This window comes from Streptomyces sp. SolWspMP-5a-2 (assembly GCF_900091845.1).
GTDB lineage: Bacteria > Actinomycetota > Actinomycetes > Streptomycetales > Streptomycetaceae > Streptomyces > Streptomyces doudnae.
Window position 1 is genome coordinate 1 of sequence record NZ_FMCI01000179.1, and the last position, 17,267, is coordinate 17,267.

12 protein-coding genes and 1 pseudogene are annotated in these 17,267 nt (G+C 73.7%); 7 read left to right on the forward strand and 6 right to left on the reverse strand.

Going from position 1 to position 17,267, the window contains the following annotated elements; genetic code table 11:
• Positions 1 to 213: 213 nt before the first annotated feature.
• Together GA0115242_RS18520 and aceA are read right to left on the reverse strand one after the other, a co-directional pair.
• A pseudogene (locus GA0115242_RS18520) lies at positions 214 to 1,769 on the reverse strand (malate synthase A).
• Positions 1,770 to 2,030: 261 nt separating this feature from the next.
• Positions 2,031 to 3,320 (reverse strand): isocitrate lyase, encoded by a 1,290-nt coding sequence (gene aceA, locus GA0115242_RS18525; RefSeq protein WP_093829850.1) that lies wholly within the window; start codon positions 3,318 to 3,320, stop codon positions 2,031 to 2,033.
• 382 nt (positions 3,321 to 3,702) lie between these two features.
• Here aceA and GA0115242_RS18530 point away from each other — a divergent pair, with 382 nt between their 5' ends.
• Both GA0115242_RS18530 and metF read left to right on the forward strand, forming a co-directional pair.
• Positions 3,703 to 5,115: a short-chain fatty acyl-CoA regulator family protein gene (locus tag GA0115242_RS18530; protein ID WP_093829852.1), complete on the forward strand. Its 1,413-nt coding sequence runs from the start codon at positions 3,703 to 3,705 to the stop codon at positions 5,113 to 5,115.
• Between the two features lie 110 nt (positions 5,116 to 5,225).
• A complete protein-coding gene (metF, locus tag GA0115242_RS18535; RefSeq protein ID WP_093829854.1) occupies positions 5,226 to 6,140 on the forward strand; it encodes a methylenetetrahydrofolate reductase [NAD(P)H] in 915 nt (304 codons plus the stop codon).
• 55 nt (positions 6,141 to 6,195) lie between these two features.
• Here the strand turns inward: metF and GA0115242_RS18540 are convergent, their stop codons facing one another.
• Positions 6,196 to 6,777, reverse strand: a complete 582-nt coding sequence (locus GA0115242_RS18540; RefSeq protein WP_093829856.1) for a TetR/AcrR family transcriptional regulator — start codon at positions 6,775 to 6,777, stop codon at positions 6,196 to 6,198.
• 102 nt (positions 6,778 to 6,879) lie between these two features.
• Between GA0115242_RS18540 and GA0115242_RS18545 the strand changes: the two genes are divergently transcribed.
• Together GA0115242_RS18545 and GA0115242_RS18550 are read left to right on the forward strand one after the other, a co-directional pair.
• Positions 6,880 to 8,394 (forward strand): FAD-dependent oxidoreductase, encoded by a 1,515-nt coding sequence (locus tag GA0115242_RS18545; protein WP_093829858.1) that lies wholly within the window; start codon positions 6,880 to 6,882, stop codon positions 8,392 to 8,394.
• Positions 8,395 to 8,480: 86 nt separating this feature from the next.
• Complete coding sequence (locus GA0115242_RS18550) at positions 8,481 to 9,641, forward strand: ROK family transcriptional regulator (protein ID WP_093829868.1); 1,161 nt, start codon at positions 8,481 to 8,483, stop codon at positions 9,639 to 9,641.
• 46 nt (positions 9,642 to 9,687) lie between these two features.
• On the opposite strand, the gene GA0115242_RS18555 is transcribed toward GA0115242_RS18550, so the two are convergent.
• The 3 genes from GA0115242_RS18555 to iolD form a co-directional block, all read right to left on the reverse strand.
• On the reverse strand, positions 9,688 to 10,671 hold the full coding sequence (locus tag GA0115242_RS18555) for an ROK family protein (protein ID WP_256089469.1): 984 nt from the start codon (positions 10,669 to 10,671) through the stop codon (positions 9,688 to 9,690).
• A gap of 141 nt (positions 10,672 to 10,812) precedes the next feature.
• Positions 10,813 to 11,598 (reverse strand): GntR family transcriptional regulator, encoded by a 786-nt coding sequence (locus GA0115242_RS18560; RefSeq protein ID WP_093829860.1) that lies wholly within the window; start codon positions 11,596 to 11,598, stop codon positions 10,813 to 10,815.
• 53 nt (positions 11,599 to 11,651) lie between these two features.
• On the reverse strand, positions 11,652 to 13,526 hold the full coding sequence (gene iolD, locus GA0115242_RS18565; RefSeq protein WP_093829862.1) for a 3D-(3,5/4)-trihydroxycyclohexane-1,2-dione acylhydrolase (decyclizing): 1,875 nt from the start codon (positions 13,524 to 13,526) through the stop codon (positions 11,652 to 11,654).
• A 688-nt stretch (positions 13,527 to 14,214) separates the two neighbouring features.
• Here iolD and GA0115242_RS18575 point away from each other — a divergent pair.
• The 3 genes from GA0115242_RS18575 to GA0115242_RS18585 are packed head-to-tail and all read left to right on the forward strand — an operon-like array spanning position 14,215 to position 17,239.
• Positions 14,215 to 15,234 carry a sugar ABC transporter substrate-binding protein gene (locus GA0115242_RS18575; protein WP_093829866.1) on the forward strand — a complete coding sequence of 340 codons (1,020 nt, stop codon included), beginning with the start codon at positions 14,215 to 14,217 and terminating at the stop codon, positions 15,232 to 15,234.
• Positions 15,234 to 16,310 carry an ABC transporter permease gene (locus GA0115242_RS18580; RefSeq protein ID WP_093829872.1) on the forward strand — a complete coding sequence of 359 codons (1,077 nt, stop codon included), beginning with the start codon at positions 15,234 to 15,236 and terminating at the stop codon, positions 16,308 to 16,310. The genes GA0115242_RS18575 and GA0115242_RS18580 overlap by 1 nt, the downstream gene beginning before the upstream one ends.
• A 5-nt stretch (positions 16,311 to 16,315) precedes the next feature.
• Positions 16,316 to 17,239, forward strand: coding sequence for an ATP-binding cassette domain-containing protein (locus GA0115242_RS18585; RefSeq protein WP_093829874.1), 924 nt, complete (start codon positions 16,316 to 16,318; stop codon positions 17,237 to 17,239).
• Positions 17,240 to 17,267: the final 28 nt, after the last annotated feature.

Consider the following 17,267-nt stretch of genomic DNA (forward strand, 5'->3'; position numbering starts at 1 on the left):
CGGATGTCACTCCCGGGCCGGCGGGTGGGGCGGGGGAGTCGGGTGCGGGGGCCGGACGGTGGCGAGCGCGCCGGCACCGGCGAAGGGCGGGAAGCGCCGTACGCGCGCCTCCCGCCCTCTCCCTCTCGCGCCGCGCGGGGCCCTCACCCCTGCGGCCGCGCGGGCCCCTCAGCCCGCGCCGTGCCAGGTCCCCGGACCTGGCCGCGGATGGGCCTATGCCTGTCGCACGAGGTGGCGGGCGTAGGCGTCGGGGGTGAAGAACCGCGGCAACTCCTGGGCGAGGGCGGTCCGTTCGAAGAGGGCGCGGATGTCGTCCACCGGTGCCCAGGGGTACGTGGCGCCGAGCGCCGCCAGCTCGTCGGCGAGCAGCCGCGTCACCGTCTCCCGGTCGACCACCCGGTGCCGCAGCCACTGCCAGAGCTGCACGCGGGCGGTCTCGGCGGTGGCCGCGTCCGCCATCAGCCCGTCGAGGACGACCGCGCCCTCCCCGCGCAGCCAGGCGGCGTAGTAGCGCAGGGTGACGGCGACGGCGGTGCGCACGCCGTCCGGGGTGGGCGGGCCGCTGGTCCGGCGCACGGACAGCAGCTCGGTTGGGGTGACCTCGACGTCGTCGCGGGTGCGGTCGAGCTGGTGGGGCCGGTCGCCGAGCACCCGGTCGAACGCGTCCCGGCAGACCGGCACCATCGCCGGATGGGCGACCCGGGAGCCGTCGAAGCCGTCCTCGGCCTCGCGCTCCTTCTCCAGCCGCACCGCGCCGGACGCGGCCTCGTCGGCGGCCGGTCCGCCGCCGGGCACCCGCGCGCTCAGGCGGCCGACGGCGTGCGCGCCCCGCCGGTGGCAGGTGCGGACGAGGAGGTCGGCGCAGGCCCGCAGGAAGGGGGCGGTCGGTGTCACCCGCGCCCGGTCGGGCAGCAGGAAGTCCGTGCGGTGTCCGAAGGTCCTGATCAGGCTGAACAGATAGTCCGAGCGCCCGGCGCCGAGGCCCGCGCCGTGCTCGCGCAGCTCGTACAGGATCTCCTCCATCTCGAACGCCGCGGTGATCGTCTCGACGGGCACGGTGGCCCGGACCGTGCCGCGCGGGATGCCGAGCAGCCCCTGGGCGAGGACGAACACGTCGTTCCACAGCCGGGCCTCGTAGCGGTTCTCCAGCTTCGGCAGGCAGAAGTAGGGGCCGCGTCCGGCGTCGATCTGGCGCCGGGCGCAGTGGAAGAAGTACAGCCCGAAGTCGACGAGCGCGGCGGGCACCGGACGGCCGCCGAACTCCAGGTGCTCCTCGTCGAGATGCCAGCCGCGCGGCCGGACCACGACGGTGGCGACGCCCTCGGACGGTGTGAGGCCGAGGCGCTGCCCGACGGCGTCCAGGAGGGTGAGCTGTCCGCCGACGACGTTGTCCCACCGGGGCGCGGTGGCGTCCTCGAAGTCGGCCGTCCACACCTGGGCGCCCGAGGTGAGGGCGTCGACGGCCGTGCGGCGGTCGGGCGGGCCGGTGATCTCCACCCGCCGGTCGGCGAGACCGGGCGCGGGCGGCGCCACCCGCCAGCCGGGGTCGGCCCGGACCGCGGCGGTGACCATGGGGAAGCCGAGTGGCGCGCCCGACGCCAGCCGCAGGGCCTGCCGGTGGCGCTCCTTCAGCAGGTCCCGGCGGCGGGGCTCGAACGCCTCGACGAGGGTGCCGACGAAGTCCAGGGCGGCGGGGTGAGGATCTCGTCGTGCCGGTGACCCGGCGCGGCGAGGACGCGGACCTGCTGGGCGAGTGCGGTGGTGGTCATCGGGCTCTCCTGGAGGACGGGAGGGGCGGGCGGGCGGTCGCGTGTCCGCCGTCCGGCCGGGGGCCGCGCCGGACGCGGGAGGCTGTCCGGCGCGGCGGTCGGGTCCTGTCGTGCGGGTCGCGCGGTGCCGCCGGGGCCCCCGGGGCACGACCCCGGGGCGCCGCACGGCGGCCCGGACGGCGCGGACCCGCCGTGGGCCGTGTCTGACACATCCCGCCGGGCCCGCCCCGCGGGCGGACGGCGCTCCGTGCCAGGCCCGCTCTAGTGGAACTGCTCCTCCTCCGTCGACCCGGCCAGCGCCGTGGTGGAGGAGGCGGGGTTGACGGCGGTGGAGACCAGGTCGAAGTAGCCGGTGCCGACCTCGCGTTGGTGCCTGACGGCGGTGAAGCCGTGCTCCTGGGCGGCGAACTCCCGTTCCTGGAGGTCGACATAGGCGGTCATGCCGTGCTCGGCGTAGCCGCGGGCCAGGTCGAACATGCCGTGGTTGAGGGAGTGGAACCCGGCCAGGGTGATGAACTGGAACCGGTAGCCCATCGCGCCCAGTTCCCGCTGGAACTTGGCGATCTGGTCGTCGTCCAGGGCGGCCTTCCAGTTGAAGGACGGCGAGCAGTTGTAGGCGAGCATCCGGTCCGGGTACCGGGCGTGGATCGCCTCGGCGAACTCGCGCGCCTGGGCCAGGTCGGGGGTGCCGGTCTCGACCCAGATCAGGTCGGCGTACGGGGCGTACGCGAGGCCGCGGGCGATGACCGGGGCCATGCCGTTGCGCACCCGGTGGAAGCCCTCCGCGGTGCGCTCGCCGGTGACGAACTCGGCGTCGCGCTCGTCGACGTCGGTCGTCAGCAGGGTGGCGGCGAGCGCGTCGGTGCGGGCGATGACGACGGTCGGCACGTCGGCGATGTCGGCCGCGAGGCGGGCCGCGTTGAGGGTGCGGATGTGCTGCGAGGTCGGCACGAGGACCTTGCCGCCGAGATGGCCGCACTTCTTCTCCGAGGCGAGCTGGTCCTCGTAGTGCACACCGGCCGCGCCCGCCGCGATCATCGCCTTGGTCAGCTCGAAGGCGTTGAGCGGACCGCCGAACCCGGCCTCCGCGTCCGCGACGACCGGCGCGAGCCAGTCCGTGGTGTCGCCCGCTTCCTCGGCGGTGGCGATCTGGTCGGCCCGCAGCAGCGCGTTGTTGATCCGGCGGACCACCTGCGGCACGGAGTTGGCGGGGTAGAGGCTCTGGTCCGGGTAGGTGTGACCGGCCTGGTTGGCGTCGGCGGCGACCTGCCAGCCCGACAGGTAGATCGCCTGGAGCCCGGCCCGCACCTGCTGCACGGCCTGACCGCCGGTCAGCGCGCCCAGGGCGTGGACGTAGTCGCGCTCGTGCAACTGCCGCCACAGCCGCTCGGCACCGCGCCGGGCCAGGGTCGCCTCCTCGCGGACGCTGCCGGAGAGCCGGATCACGTCCTCGGCGCGGTAGGTGCGCTCGACGCCCTTCCAGCGCGGGTCGGTGGCCCAGCGCCGTGCCAGCTCCTCGGCCGCCCGCGTGCTCGTCGTCGCGTCTGCCATGACTGTCTCCGTCTCCTCGGTCTGCGCTGACTGCCAATCCCGCCGTCCGGACGAACAGAGGTGGCACTGCGTGTCGTTCGATGGGGATGCGGCTCGCCGTCACCCGGGAGGTGGAGCTGAGCGATGCTGCCGGTGCAGGTGTCTGCCGTTGCCGGGGTGTCCGACGTCAGGGCGGAAATCGTGTCCCGGTCCCGGGCTGTGCCTGCCGGTTCCGGCGAGCCGCACGACGACTTTCGCACTGGCACTGAGTGCCATCAAGGGGGGATGTATGCCAATCTCTGCCAATCTTCCCGACCGCATCTGCCAACTCTGCGAAGGCTCCGGAGGCGGACGGCTCCCCTACGCTGACCGGATCGGGTCCCCGGCACTGAGGAGCGGTTCGGTGAGCAAGATGTACGCGGGCGCGCGGCTGCGGCGGCTGCGCGAGGAGCGCCGGATGAGCCAGGCCGATCTCGCCCGGGTGCTGTCCATCTCCCCGAGCTACCTCAACCAGATGGAGCACGACTCCCGGCCGCTCACCGTGCCCGTCCTGCTCCGGGTGACCGAGGTGTTCGGGGTGGACCCGGGCTTCTTCTCGAAGCGCGACACCGCGCGCCTCCTGGCCGACCTGCGCGAGGCGCTGGCCGGGGAGATCGCCGAGTCCCGGGTCTCCGCGGCCGACCTCGGCGAGCTGGCGTCCCGGCTGCCCGGCGTCGCCAGGGTCCTGCTCGACCTCGGCCGCCGCAACGAGCTGCTCTCCGAGCGCCTGGCGGGGGAGGCGGACGGCCGGGGCCGGGCAGGCGCGGGCACCTCCACGCCGCACGAGGAGATCCGCGACTTCTTCTACCGCCGCCAGAACTACCTGCACGACACCGACCTCGCCGCCGAACACCTCGCCGCCGGGATCGGCGTCAGGCCCGGGGACGTGATCGGGGCGCTCACCCGCAGACTCGCGGACGCGCACGGCGTCCGCCCGGCCGCCGAGCCCGGGGCGCGGCTGCACCGCTACGACGCCGCGAGCCGCACCCTGCACCTCTCCGCGCGGCTGCGGCCGGGCCAGCGCGCCTTCCGCATGGCGACCCAACTGGCCCTGCTCGAACACGGTGAGGAGCTCGACCGCCGGGCCGCCGAGGACTTCGAGCCCGGCTCACCCACCCACGCGCTCGCCCGCATCGGCATCGCCAACTACTTCGCCGCCGCCCTGATCCTGCCCTACACCGCGTTCCACACGGCGGCCGAGGAGGCCCGCTACGACATCGAGCGCCTCACCGACCGCTTCGGCGTCGGCCACGAGACCATCTGCCACCGGCTCAGCACCCTCCAGCGGCCCCGGCTGCGCGGGGTGCCCTTCTCCTTCGTGCGCGTCGACCGCGCGGGCAACCTCTCCAAACGCCAGTCCGCCACCGGCTTCCACTTCTCCCGCGCGGGCGGCACCTGCCCGCTGTGGAACGTCTACGAGGCGTTCGCCGCCCCCGGCCGCATCCACGTCCAGCTCGCCGAGATGCCCGACGGACAGCGGTACCTGTGGACCGCGCGGGCCGTCACCCGGCACCGCGGCGGCTGGGGCGAACCGGGCAAGACCTACGCCGTCGGCCTCGGGTGCGAGATCCGCCACGCCCACCGGCTCGTCTACTCCGACGGCCTCGACCTCACCAGCACCTCCGCCGCCGTCCCCATCGGCATGGGGTGCCGCGTCTGCGAACGCCTCGACTGCTCCCAGCGGGCCGCGCCGCCGCTCGGCCGCCCGCTGCTCATCGACCAGAACAGCAGCACCTTCGTGCCCTACCCGGTCCAGGACGACCGGACCGACGGCTGACCGGCACCGCGCCGGGCCCCTCCCGACGGTGCGCGGGCCGTGGTTCCCGGCCGGGTATCAGCAGGTGGACGACCCGTCAGGGGTGATCGGCCGGAGGCTACCGTGCGGCCATGGCCCTCGGTATCCCCTCCACCCGACCGGACCGCGCGGCGACCATCCGCGACCTGCTCGCCTCGGGGCACCGCTCCTACTCCTTCGAGTTCATGCCCCCGCGCAGCGCCGAGGCCGAGGTGGGGCTCTGGACGGCGATCCGGAGACTGGAGGCGCTGTCACCGACCTTCGTCTCCGTCACCTACGGCGCCGGGGGCTCGACACGGGGCCGCACCGTCAACGTCACCGGCCGGATCGCCCAGGAGACCACCCTCACCCCCGTCGCCCACCTCACCGCGGTCGACCACAGCGTCTCCGAACTGCGCAACATCCTCGGCCACTACGCCGACCAGGGCGTCCGCAACATCCTGGCGCTGCGCGGCGATCCGCCGGGCGACGTGCTCGGTCCCTGGACCAGGCACCCCGAGGGGATCGAGTACGCGGCCGAACTCGTGCGGCTGATCAAGGAATCGGGCGACTTCTGCGTCGGGGTCGCGGCCTTCCCCGAGATGCATCCGCGCTCGGCCGGCTGGGACGACGAGATCCGGCACTTCGTGGACAAGTGCCGGGCCGGGGCCGACTACGCGATCACCCAGATGTTCTTCGACGTCGACACCTACCTGCGCTTCCGCGACCGGGTGGCCGCCGCCGGATGCGCGACGCCGATCATCCCGGAGATCATGCCGGTCACCACGATCCGCTCGCTGCGCCGTGTGCCCGGTCTCAGCACCGCCGCGTTCCCGCCGGCGCTCGCCGAGAGGATGCTCGCCGCGCGGGACGACCCGAAGACGGTCAGGGCCCTCGGCATCGAGCACGCCACCGCGATGTGCCGCCGGCTGATCGACGAGGAGGCCCCCGGACTCCACTTCATGACCATGAACTTCTCCAAGGTCACGACGGAGATCTACCGGACCCTCGGCCTCCACCCGGCCTGAGCCGCCGCGCGGGGGCGGTCCGGTTGCGCCGGGCTCCCGACCGCCGCCCGCCGGGTCAGTCGCCCACCGTCATCGCGACGACGGTCCTGCGCGCCGCCGCGATGACGTCGGAGGCCGCCGCGGGCGCCCCGAAGGTCGACGCGATCACCGAGCCCACGGCGTTGAACACGGTCCGCACGTACAGCACTTCGGCCGCCGGGGTGTCCTCGTCCGTGAAGTGGGCGATGACCTGCTCGAAGGCGGCGGGGATGCCGATCTCCCCGTCCCCCTGGACCCGCCGCTGGGCCGCCTGGTTCGCCAGGGCCAGCCGCTGGGCGTGCACATGCTCCTCGGTGGTGGCGTCGAGCCAGCGCAGGGCGGCCTCGCGCAGCAGCCCGGGGGTGCGCGGCTGGGCGCCGAGCCACTCCAGGAACGCGTCCAGGTCGCGGCGGCGCCCTTCGAGCAGGCTCCGCACGATGTCGTCCTTGCTCTTGAAGTGGTAGTAGAGCGTCGACTGGTTGATGCCCAGCACCTGGGCGATGTCGCGGGTGCTGGTCGCGTCGAAGCCGCGGTCGGTGAAGAGTTCGAGGGCGGCCCTGCGGATCTCGTCGCGGGTCTCGGCGGCGGAGCGGCGGGGGCGGGCGGGGTTCGTCGGCACCTCCTCATCCTATCTCCACATCGATCGATTGATGGATGCGTGTGTATGCTTCCAGTAGTCCATCAATCGATTGATTGGTTGCCTCGTGTGAGGAGCACCGCCATGGAATCCACCGACACCACCACCGGCACGTCCCCCCAGGCCCCGACCGGCGCCCCCGCCTCCATCGCCGTCGTCGGGGCCGGTCCCGGGGGCCTGCTCTGCGCCCTCGTGCTCCAGCGGCACGGGATCGACTGCACCGTCTACGACGCCGACCTGTCCGCCGACTCCCGGGACGCGGGCGGCACGCTCGACCTGCACACCGACACCGGGCAGATCGCCCTCGCCGACGCCGGACTCCTCGACGCCTTCCTCGCCGTCGCCCGCGTCGACGACCAGGCCAAACGCCACATGGACCAGCACGGGACCGTGCACGGCGTCTTCGAGCCCGAACCCGGCGACAGCGCCGCCCCCGAGATCGACCGCGGGCAGCTCCGGGCCCTCATCGCCGCGCACGTCGACCCCGCCCGCGTCCGCTGGGGCCACAAGCTCACCGGCGCCGACCCCCTGGGCGCCGGGCGGCACCGGCTGACCTTCGCCAACGGCGCCACCGCCGAGGCCGACCTGGTGATCGGCGCCGACGGGGTCCGGTCGCGGGTGCGCCGCCTGGTCAGCCCCGCCACCCCGGAGTACTCGGGGGTCGCCTTCCTCGACGTCCGCTACGACGACGCCGACCGCCGCCACCCCGCCCTCGCCCGGCTCCTCGGCCGCGGCCACCTCTTCGCCCGCGGCGACGACGGCAACGCGATCATCGTCCAGCGCAACAGCAACGGCATGATCCGCGGCTACGTCGCCCTGCGCACCGAGGCCGACTGGGCGGCCCGCGCCGGGATCGGCGAGGACGACGTGGCCGCCCTCCGCGCCTTCCTGCTGGAGCGGTTCAGCGGCTGGTCCGCCGAGCTGCTGCCCTTCCTCACCGACAGCGACGGCTACGTCCGGCGTGAGATCTCGTTCCTGCCGACGCCCCTGACCTGGCCGCACACCCCCGGCGCGACGCTCCTCGGCGACGCCGCGCACGCCATGGGACCGTTCGGCGGCCACGGCGTGAACCTCGCGCTCCTGGACGCGGCGGAACTCGCCCGCGCCCTCGCGGAGGAACCGACGGTGGAGGCCGCCGTACGCCGGTACGAGCCGGCCATGCAGTCCCGCGCCGCCGCGTACGCCGGGCCCTCCAACCAGGCCACCCGCGGTTTCTTCGGCGTCGGCGGCGCACCCGACGACGGCATGCCCGACCACGCGGCCGAGCACCGGCGCTACCGCCGCAACGCCGCCGACTACCTGCGCGACCGCGCCGCCAGCGGCGTCTGGGACGTCACCTTCCGGGCCCCGGACGGCGCACGGACCGCCGAACTGGCGCTCACCGTCGCGCACGACGGCGTCTCCGGGACGCTCGACGGCCGCCCGCTCGCCCACGGCTCCCGCGACGGCGCCGAGATCCGGTTCACCGCCGAGGTCTCCTCGCCCTCCCCGACCACCCTGACCTGCGTCATGACCGTCGACGGCGACACGGCCGAGGGCACCGCCCGGCACGCGCTGGGCAGCACGGCGTTCACCGGGACGCGCAGGCCCGCGGCGTGAGCCGCCGCGACCCGGCAGGACCGGGGCGGGCCGCGCCCGGCGCCGCACCATGCCCCATAATCAAGGCCCAGGACAGGAGGGGCCCGATCAGCATGGTGGCCGCGGGCTGGGCGCCGCTGACTCCCGCCGAACGGGCGGTGGCGATCGAGGTGTTGCTGCACGGGCCGATCTCCCGCACCGGGATCGCGCGGCGGCTCGGCCTGTCGGCGGGCAGCCTCACCCGGCTGACGAAGCCGCTGATCGCGTCGGGCCTGCTGACCGAGACACCGTCCCCGGCGCCGCCGCGGGCCCACCGCCAGGGGCGTCCCTCGCTGCCCCTCGACATCGTCGCCGACTCCCACTGCCTCGCGGGCTTCAGGGTCACCGGGGACGCCGTCCACGGCGTGGTCACCACGCTCAGGAGCGACGTCCTGGCCCATCGGTCGACGCCGCTCACCTCCCGGGAACCCGACCGGGTGGCGGATCAACTGGCCGCCATGACAGCGGAGTTCACCCGCGACTTCCCCGCCGTCGCCGGTGTCGGCGTCGGTGTCGGCGGCCCGGTGGGGGAGGGCGGCACCGGCCGGCGGGACGTCCCGTTCGGCGCCCTGCTGGGGGAGCGCACCGGTCTTCCCGTCGTGGTCGAGAACGACGTCGCCGCGCTGGTCGAGGCGGAGGCGTGGTTCGGCGCCGGGCGCGGCCTCGACCGGTTCGTCGTCCTCACCGTCGGCGCGGACGTCGGCTACGGCCTGGTCGTCGACGGCGTCCGGGTCCGCTCCGCCGAGGACGGCCCGGACCCCGGCCGCCACTGGATCGTCGAACCCGGCGGGCCGTTCACCCCCGACGGGGAGCCGGGCAGCGCCGTCGCGCTGCTCTCCGTCCCCAGCATCCGCTACCAGGTGCGGGCGGCCACCGGCGAGGATCTCGGCTACGACGCGATCCTCGCCCGCGCCGCCGACGGCGACCCGCTGACCGGCCGGGTCGTGGACGAGGCCGCGCGCGCCCTGGGCGTCCTGGTCGCCCGGATCGCCAACTTCGCGATGCCGCAGAAGATCCTGCTCGCCGGGGAGGGCGTCGGCCTGGTCGGCGTCGCGGGGGACACCGTCCGGGAGACCGTCCGCGCCCACCGCCACCCGCTCGCCGACCCGGTGGTCCTGGAGACCCGGGTCGCGGACTCCGCCGACTGGGCGCGGGCCGCGGCGGTACCGGCCATCCAGATCCTGGTGCGGGGCGGCACGGCGGGCGGGCGCATCCGCTCGGGCGAGTGAGCCGGGGGAGGGCCCGGACGCCCCCTCGGCCCGGCCCAACCCCCCGTCACCTGTCGGCCGCCGTACCCCCCGCCGCGGAACCGTCCGTGACGGCCGCTGCCGCCAGGAGCGCCGCGCCCAGGGCGCCCGCCCGGTCGCCGAGCCGGGCCCCGACGAGCACCGGGCGCCGGTGGAAGGTCAGCCCCTCGGCCACCCGCCGTTCCAGCGGGCCGAGGAGCAGGTCGCCCGAGGACGCCAGCCCGCCGCCGACCACGACCGTGTGCGGGGCGAGGACGGCGGCCAGCCAGCGGATCGCCACCGCGAGCGCCTCGACCGCCTCCTCCCACACCGCGACGGCGACCGGGTCGCCCGCGCGGACCAGGGCCGCGACCTCCTTGGCGCCGTCGGCGGGCCGTCCGGCCCTGCGCCGGTAGCGGCGGGCCACGGCCGCGGCCGAGGCGACGGCCTCCAGACAGCCCGTCAGGCCGCACCGGCACGGCTCGTCCGGGGCGACCCGGACGTGCCCGATCTCGCCCGCCCGTCCCCCGGCCGCGTACGGCGTCCCGTCGAGGAGCAGCGCGGCGGCGATGCCGGTGCCGACGGGCAGGAAGACGACGGTGTCGCGCACCCCGGCCGCGGCGCCCACCCGGCTCTCGGCCAGGCCCCCGGCCCGTACGTCGTGGCCGAACGCCACGGGCAGGCCGGTGCGGCGGGCGAACAGGTCGGCGAAGGGCACGTCGCGCCATCCGAGGTTCTCCGAGTGGACGGCGAGGCCGCGCCGTTCGTCCACGGTGCCGGGCACCACGAGGCCCGCCGCGGCCAGCGGGACCGGGGTGCGCGCGGCGAGTTCCCCGGTGAGCCGCCCGGCGAGTTCGACGACCCGTTCGGCGACGCCGGGACCCGGGCGCGGGGTGGGCCGGTGGGCCTCGGCCAGGACGGTGCCCCCGGCGTCGGTGAGCACAGCCTTGGTGAAGGTGCCGCCGACGTCGACGCCGACCAGGTGGCCGGTGCGATCGCCGACCGGGGCCGGGGCTTGCTCCGAGAAGGACACGGGACTCCCGCGATGCGTGTTGCTGCAAGATGTGGTCGGTTATCGAGCACATTCAAGCATGACGAGGGGTCGTCGTGACGCGGGAACGGGGAGGGGCCCCGCGGACAGGCAGTCCGCGGGGCCCCTCCGGGCGCCGTCCGATCAGGGGCGCACCAGGAGCTGGAAGTCGAACGCGTACCGGGACGCCCGGTAGATGTGGGTGCCGAACTCGACCGCGCGGCCCGTGTCGTCGTAGGCGGTGCGCTCCATGGTGAGCAGGGCGGCGCCGGGACGTTCGTCCAGGCGCGCGGCCTCCTCGGGGGCGGCGCACCGGGCGCCCACCGTCTGGCGGGCGCTGTGCAGCGTGATGCCGACCGTGCGCATCATGCGGTAGAGGCCGGTCGCCTCAAGGCGTGCGGTGTCCAGCTCCAGCAGGGCCGCCGGAAGGTAGTTGCACAGGTACGCCATCGGCTGCCCGTGCGTGCTGCGCAGCCGCTCCAGGACGACGACCTCGGCGCCCTCGGCGAGACCGAGCGCGGCGGCCACGTCGGCACCGGCCGCCACCCGTTCGTTGCGCACCACCCGGGTGGTCGGGCCCTGGCCCGCGGCCTCCAGGTCGTCGTAGAGGCTGCTGAGTTCGAGCGGGCGTTTGACCTGGCTGTGCACGACCTGGGTGCCGACCCCGCGGCGGCGCACCAGGAGGCCCTTGTCGACCAGCGACTGGATGGCCTGCCGGACGGTGGGCCGGGACAGGCCGAGCCGGGTCGACAGGTCGATCTCGTTGCCGAGCAGGTTCCCCGGGGCGAGGACGCCGTGCTCGATCGCCGACTCCAGCTGCTGGGCGAGCTGGTAGTAGAGCGGCACAGGACTGCCCCGGTCCAGGGCGAAGTCCATGGAGTCGAGCACGGGGGCGGACGCGGCCCGGGTGGGGCCGCCGGTCTTCACCATGGGGCGGGTCTCCCTCTGCGGAAGGGGCGGGGGCGGCGGGACGGACCGGCGGGTCACAGGTGGTGGCGGCGCGCGCCGACCTGCCGTTCGTACTCCTCGCGGGCGCGGACGGCGGCCTCGCGGGACGCGGTCGCGGCGACCGGCACGTCCCACCACGCCTCGGCCGGGGGAGCGGTCGGGGTCGCCGTGTCGGTCTCCACGTAGACGCAGGTCGGGCGGTCCGAGGCGCGGGCGGCGGCGAGGGCCTCGCGCAGTTCGCGGACGGTCCTGGCGCGCAGCACCGTCATGCCGAGGCTGGCCGCGTTGGCCGCGAGGTCGACCGGCAGCGGGTCGCCGCTGAAGGTGCCGTCGGCGGCCCGGTGGCGGTACGCGGTGCCGAACCGCTCGCCGCCGACGGACTCGGAGAGCCCGCCGATGGAGGCGTACCCGTGGTTCTGGACGAGCAGCAGGTTGACCGGAAGCCCCTCCTGGACGGCGGTGACGATCTCGGTCGGCATCATCAGGTAGGTGCCGTCGCCGACCAGCGCCCAGACCGGGGTGTCCGGCGTCGCCTGCTGGACGCCGACCGCGGCCGGGATCTCGTAGCCCATGCAGGAGTAGCCGTACTCCAGGTGGTACTGGCGGGGGGAGCGCGCCCGCCACAGTTTGTGCAGGTCGCCGGGGAGCGAACCGGCCGCGTTGATCACCACGTCGTCGTCGCCGACCACCGCGTCCAGCGCGCCCAGGACCTGGGTCTGGGTGGGCACGGCGTCGTCGTCGGCCCGGAAGGCGGCCGCCACGACCCGCTCCCAGCGCTCCTTGCCCGCCCGGTACTCCGCCTCGTACCCGGCGTCGACCCGGTGTCCTGCGAGGGCCTCGGTGAGCGCCTCCAGACCGGTGCGGGCGTCGGCGACCAGGCTCAGCGCGGCGAGCTTGTGCGCGTCGAACGCGGCGATGTTGAGGTTGACGAACCGGACGTCCGGGTTCTGGAAGAGGGTGCGGGAGGCGGTGGTGAAGTCCGTGTAGCGGGTCCCGACGCCGATCACCAGGTCGGCGGCGCGGGCGAGGTCGTCGCAGACCGCGGTGCCGGTGTGGCCGATGCCGCCGAGGTCGGCGGGGTGGTCGTGCCGCAGCGAGCCCTTGCCCGCCTGGGTGGAGGCGACCGGGACGCCGGTGGCGTCCACCAGGGCCCGCAGCGCCTCCTCGGCGCGGCTGTGGTGGACACCGCCGCCCGCGACGATCAGCGGGCGCGCCGCCTGCCGGATCGCCTGGACCGCCGCGGCCAGTTCGGCCGGGTCGGGTGCCGGGCGCCTGACCCGCCAGATCCGCTCGGCGAAGAACTCCTCCGGCCAGTCGTACGCCTCGGCCTGCACGTCCTGCGGCAGCGCCAGGGTGACCGCGCCGGTCTCGACCGGGTCGGCGAGCACCCGCACGGCGTTCAGCGCGGCGGGGACCAGCGCCTCGGGGCGGGTGACGCGGTCGAAGTACCGGGAGACGGGGCGCAGCGTGTCGTTGACGGTGAGGTCCGCCTCGGAGGGGTGCTCGAGCTGCTGGAGCAGCGGGTCGGCGGCCCGGGTGGCGAAGGAGTCGCCGGGCAGCAGCAGCACCGGCAGCCGGTTGATCGTGGCCAGCGCGGCGCCGGTGACCAGGTTCGTGGCGCCCGGTCCGATGGACGTGGTCACCGCCTGCGCGGAGAGCCGGTCGAGCTGGCGGGCGTACCCCACCGCCGCGTGCACCATCGCCTGTTCGTTGCGCCCCTGGTGGAAGGGCATGGTGTCCTCCCCGGCCTCCAGGAGCGCCTGACCGAGCCCGGCGACGTTGCCGTGGCCGAAGATGCCCCAGGTGCCGGCGATCAGCCGCTGCCTGACGCCGTCGCGCTCGGTGTACTGGACGGACAGGAAACGCACCAGGGCCTGCGCGACGGTCAGGCGGCGGGTGGGGCTGCTCATCAGGGTTTCTCCGGTGCCGTGGGGAGGGGGAGGCGGGGGTCGGCCGGCCGGGCGGGCCGGGTGCTGCGGGGCCGGAACACGTGCCCCGGGACCGAATGTTTTCGGACAACTCCTGGCCGGGCGGCGGCCTGTGCGGGGACGAAGTGGCGCGACCCGGGCGCCCCAGAGCGCCGACCAGGCGGGTTTACCGGGTCTTGGGGCGTCGCCGGTGCGGACAGAGCCGTCGGAATCGGCCGGAAATCGACTGCCGTCACGTTCGACGCAGAACCGCCTTGGAATTCGCCGACGGTCTTCACCCGGGTCAGCGGTGCGCGAGACTGCAAGGCGTAAAGATCGACTCCGACGCGTCCCATGGTGATCAGGTCGTAGGGCTGGACTGGCTCGGCCATGCGCGACGCTCCTAGAGCTGTGCCGGGAGGGCGGAATCCAGGGGGCCGCCGCATCCCAGGTGTAGACCTCGGGGGGTGAGCCTGTCAATGCTTTGTACTTACATTCGGACCTGTTCGTGAAATGATGTCTTAACAAAGCATTGACAGCGGGCGCGTCAGGGGATTTGATCCCGTCCCAGCGCAACAGCCGCGTTTGCGGCGACGGTCCGGACCTGAGCAGCAGACTCCGGGCCAGGAACCCCCGGGTCGTCCGGGGTTCTTCCCCGTCTCCCCCCGTCGCACAGTGAGGTGCAGGACAGATGGAACGCTCTTCTCGCTTTCGCTCCCGCAGAGTCGCCCCGGTGGTCGCCGTGGCCGCGGCAGCGGCCCTGACCCTCGCGGGCTGCTCCAGCAGCTCCGGTGGCAAGAAGTCCGAGGAAGGCGCATCCAACGCTTCCGCCGGCAAGGCCAGCACGCCCCGCATGACCGTCGCCCTGGTCACCCACCAGGCACCCGGTGACACCTTCTGGGACATCGTCCGCAAGGGTGCGGAGGCGGCCGCCGCCAAGGACAACATCAAGCTCGTCTACTCCGCCGACCCGAACGCGGGCAACCAGGCCAACCTGGTCCAGAACGCGATCGACCAGAAGGTCGACGGCATCGCCATCACCCTCGCCAAGCCCGACGCCATGAAGGACGTCGCCGCCAAGGCGGAGAAGGCGGGCATACCGGTGGTCGGCCTCAACTCCGGTCTCAGCGAATGGAAGAAGCTCGGCCTGCTGGAGTTCTTCGGCCAGGACGAGACGGTGACGGGCGAGGCGCTCGGCAAGCGGCTGAACGAGGAGGGCGCCAAGCGTGCCGTCTGCGTCGTCCAGGAACAGGGCAACGTCGGTCTGACCCAGCGCTGCGACGGCGTCAAGAAGACCTTCTCGGGCAAGACCGAGACGCTCTACGTCAACGGCACCGACATGCCGTCCGTGCAGTCGACCATCACCGCCAAGCTCAAGCAGGACAAGGCCATCGACTACGTCGTCGCGCTCGGCGCCCCGTACGCGCTGACCTCGGTGAAGTCGGTCTCCGAGGCCGGGAGCCAGGCGAAGATCGCGACCTTCGACCTGAACAGCCAGCTGACCGGCGCCATCAGCAAGGGCACCATCCAGTTCGCCGTCGACCAGCAGCCCTACCTCCAGGGCTACCTGGCCGTCGACTCCCTGTGGCTCTACAAGAACAACGGCAACTACAGCGGCGGTGGCGAGGCTCCCGTGCTGACCGGTCCCGCCTTCGTGGACAAGTCGAACGTGGAGAGCGTCGCCAAGTTCGCCGCGAAGGGCACCAGGTGATGAGCATGACCCAGCAGGCTGAGCCGGCGGTCACCCGACCGCCGGCCCCCGGCCCCAGGGCCACCGACGGCCGCACCTCCGAACGCCCCCTCGTCCTGCGGCTGCTGGCCCGCCCCGAGGTCGGCGTCTTCCTCGGCGCCGTCGCCGTGTTCGTCTTCTTCCTGATCGCCGCGCCCGCCGTCCGGCAGGGCGGCTCGATGGCGACCGTGCTCTACCAGTCGTCCACCATCGGCATCATGGCGCTGCCGGTCGCGCTGCTGATGATCGGCGGCGAGTTCGACCTCTCCTCCGGCGTCGCCGTGGTCAGTTCGGCACTCACCGCGAGCATGCTCAGCTACCAGCTCAGCATGAACATCTGGGTCGGCGTCGTCGTCGCCCTGGTCGTCTCCCTGGCGATCGGCGCGTTCAACGGCTGGATGGTGGTCAGGACCGGACTGCCCAGCTTCCTGGTCACCCTGGGCACCTTCCTGATCCTCCAGGGCGTCAACCTCGCCGTCACCAAGATGGTCACCGGCAACGTGGCCACCGACGACATCAGCAACATGGACGGCTTCGACCAGGCCCGCGCCCTCTTCGCGTCGTCGTTCGACATCGGCGGCGTCCAGGTGAAGATCACCGTCTTCTACTGGCTGGTCTTCGCCGCCCTCGCCACCTGGATCCTGCTGCGCACCAAGTACGGCAACTGGATCTTCGCCGTCGGCGGCAACAAGGACTCCGCGCGCGCCGTCGGCGTCCCGGTGAAGTTCACCAAGATCACCCTCTTCATGGGCGTCGGCCTCGGCGCCTGGTTCGTCGGCATGCACCAGCTCTTCTCGTTCAACACCGTCCAGTCGGGCGAGGGCGTCGGCCAGGAGCTGATCTACATCGCGGCCGCGGTCATCGGCGGCTGCCTGCTCACCGGCGGCTACGGCTCCGCGATCGGCCCGGTCTTCGGCGCCTTCATGTTCGGCATGGTCAACCAGGGCATCGTGTACGCCGGTTGGAACCCGGACTGGTTCAAGGCATTCCTCGGCGTGATGCTGCTCGGCGCCGTGCTCATCAACTTGTGGGTCAGCCGCACGGCGACCCGGAGGTGACCCCCATGACGACATCCAAGGACACCGGCACCCACGGCGCCGTCCTCCAGGACACCCCGCCCGAGGGTGACCGCCCGCTGGTCGAACTGCGCGGCGCGGGCAAGGCGTACGGCAACGTCCGGGCCCTGCACGGCGTCGACCTCACGGTCCGCCCGGCCGGCGTGACCTGCGTGCTCGGCGACAACGGCGCCGGGAAGTCCACCCTCATCAAGATCATCTCCGGGCTGCACCAGCACACCGAGGGCGAGTTCCTCGTGGACGGCGCCCCCGTGCGCTTCGCCAGCCCGCGCGACGCCCTCGACAAGGGCATCGCCACCGTCTACCAGGACCTCGCCACCGTGCCGCTGATGCCGGTGTGGCGCAACTTCTTCCTCGGCTCCGAGATGACCAAGGGCCCCTGGCCCGTGCGCCGCCTCGACATCGCCCGCATGAAGGCGACCGCCGACGAGGAACTGCGCAACATGGGCATCGTCCTGGACGACCTCGAACAGCCCATCGGCACCCTCTCCGGCGGCCAGCGCCAGTGCGTCGCCATCGCCCGCGCCGTCTACTTCGGCGCCCGCGTCCTGATCCTCGACGAGCCCACCGCCGCCCTCGGCGTCAAGCAGTCCGGTGTGGTCCTGAAGTACATCGCCGCCGCCCGCGAGCGCGGACTCGGCGTCATCTTCATCACCCACAACCCGCACCACGCCTACATGGTCGGCGACCACTTCAGCGTCCTGCGCCTCGGCACCCTCGAACTCTCCGCCGAGCGCGCCGACATCACCCTGGAGGAACTCACCAACCACATGGCGGGCGGTGCCGAACTCGCCGCGCTCAAGCACGAGCTGGCGCAGGTCGGCGGGGTGGACACGGCGGAGCTGCCGGACGAGGGCGCGCTCCCGGCGGCCGCCGCCGCGCCGCGGCCGTCGGCGGACGGCGGGGACTGAACCCGGCCGACCCCGATCCCGCCGCGGG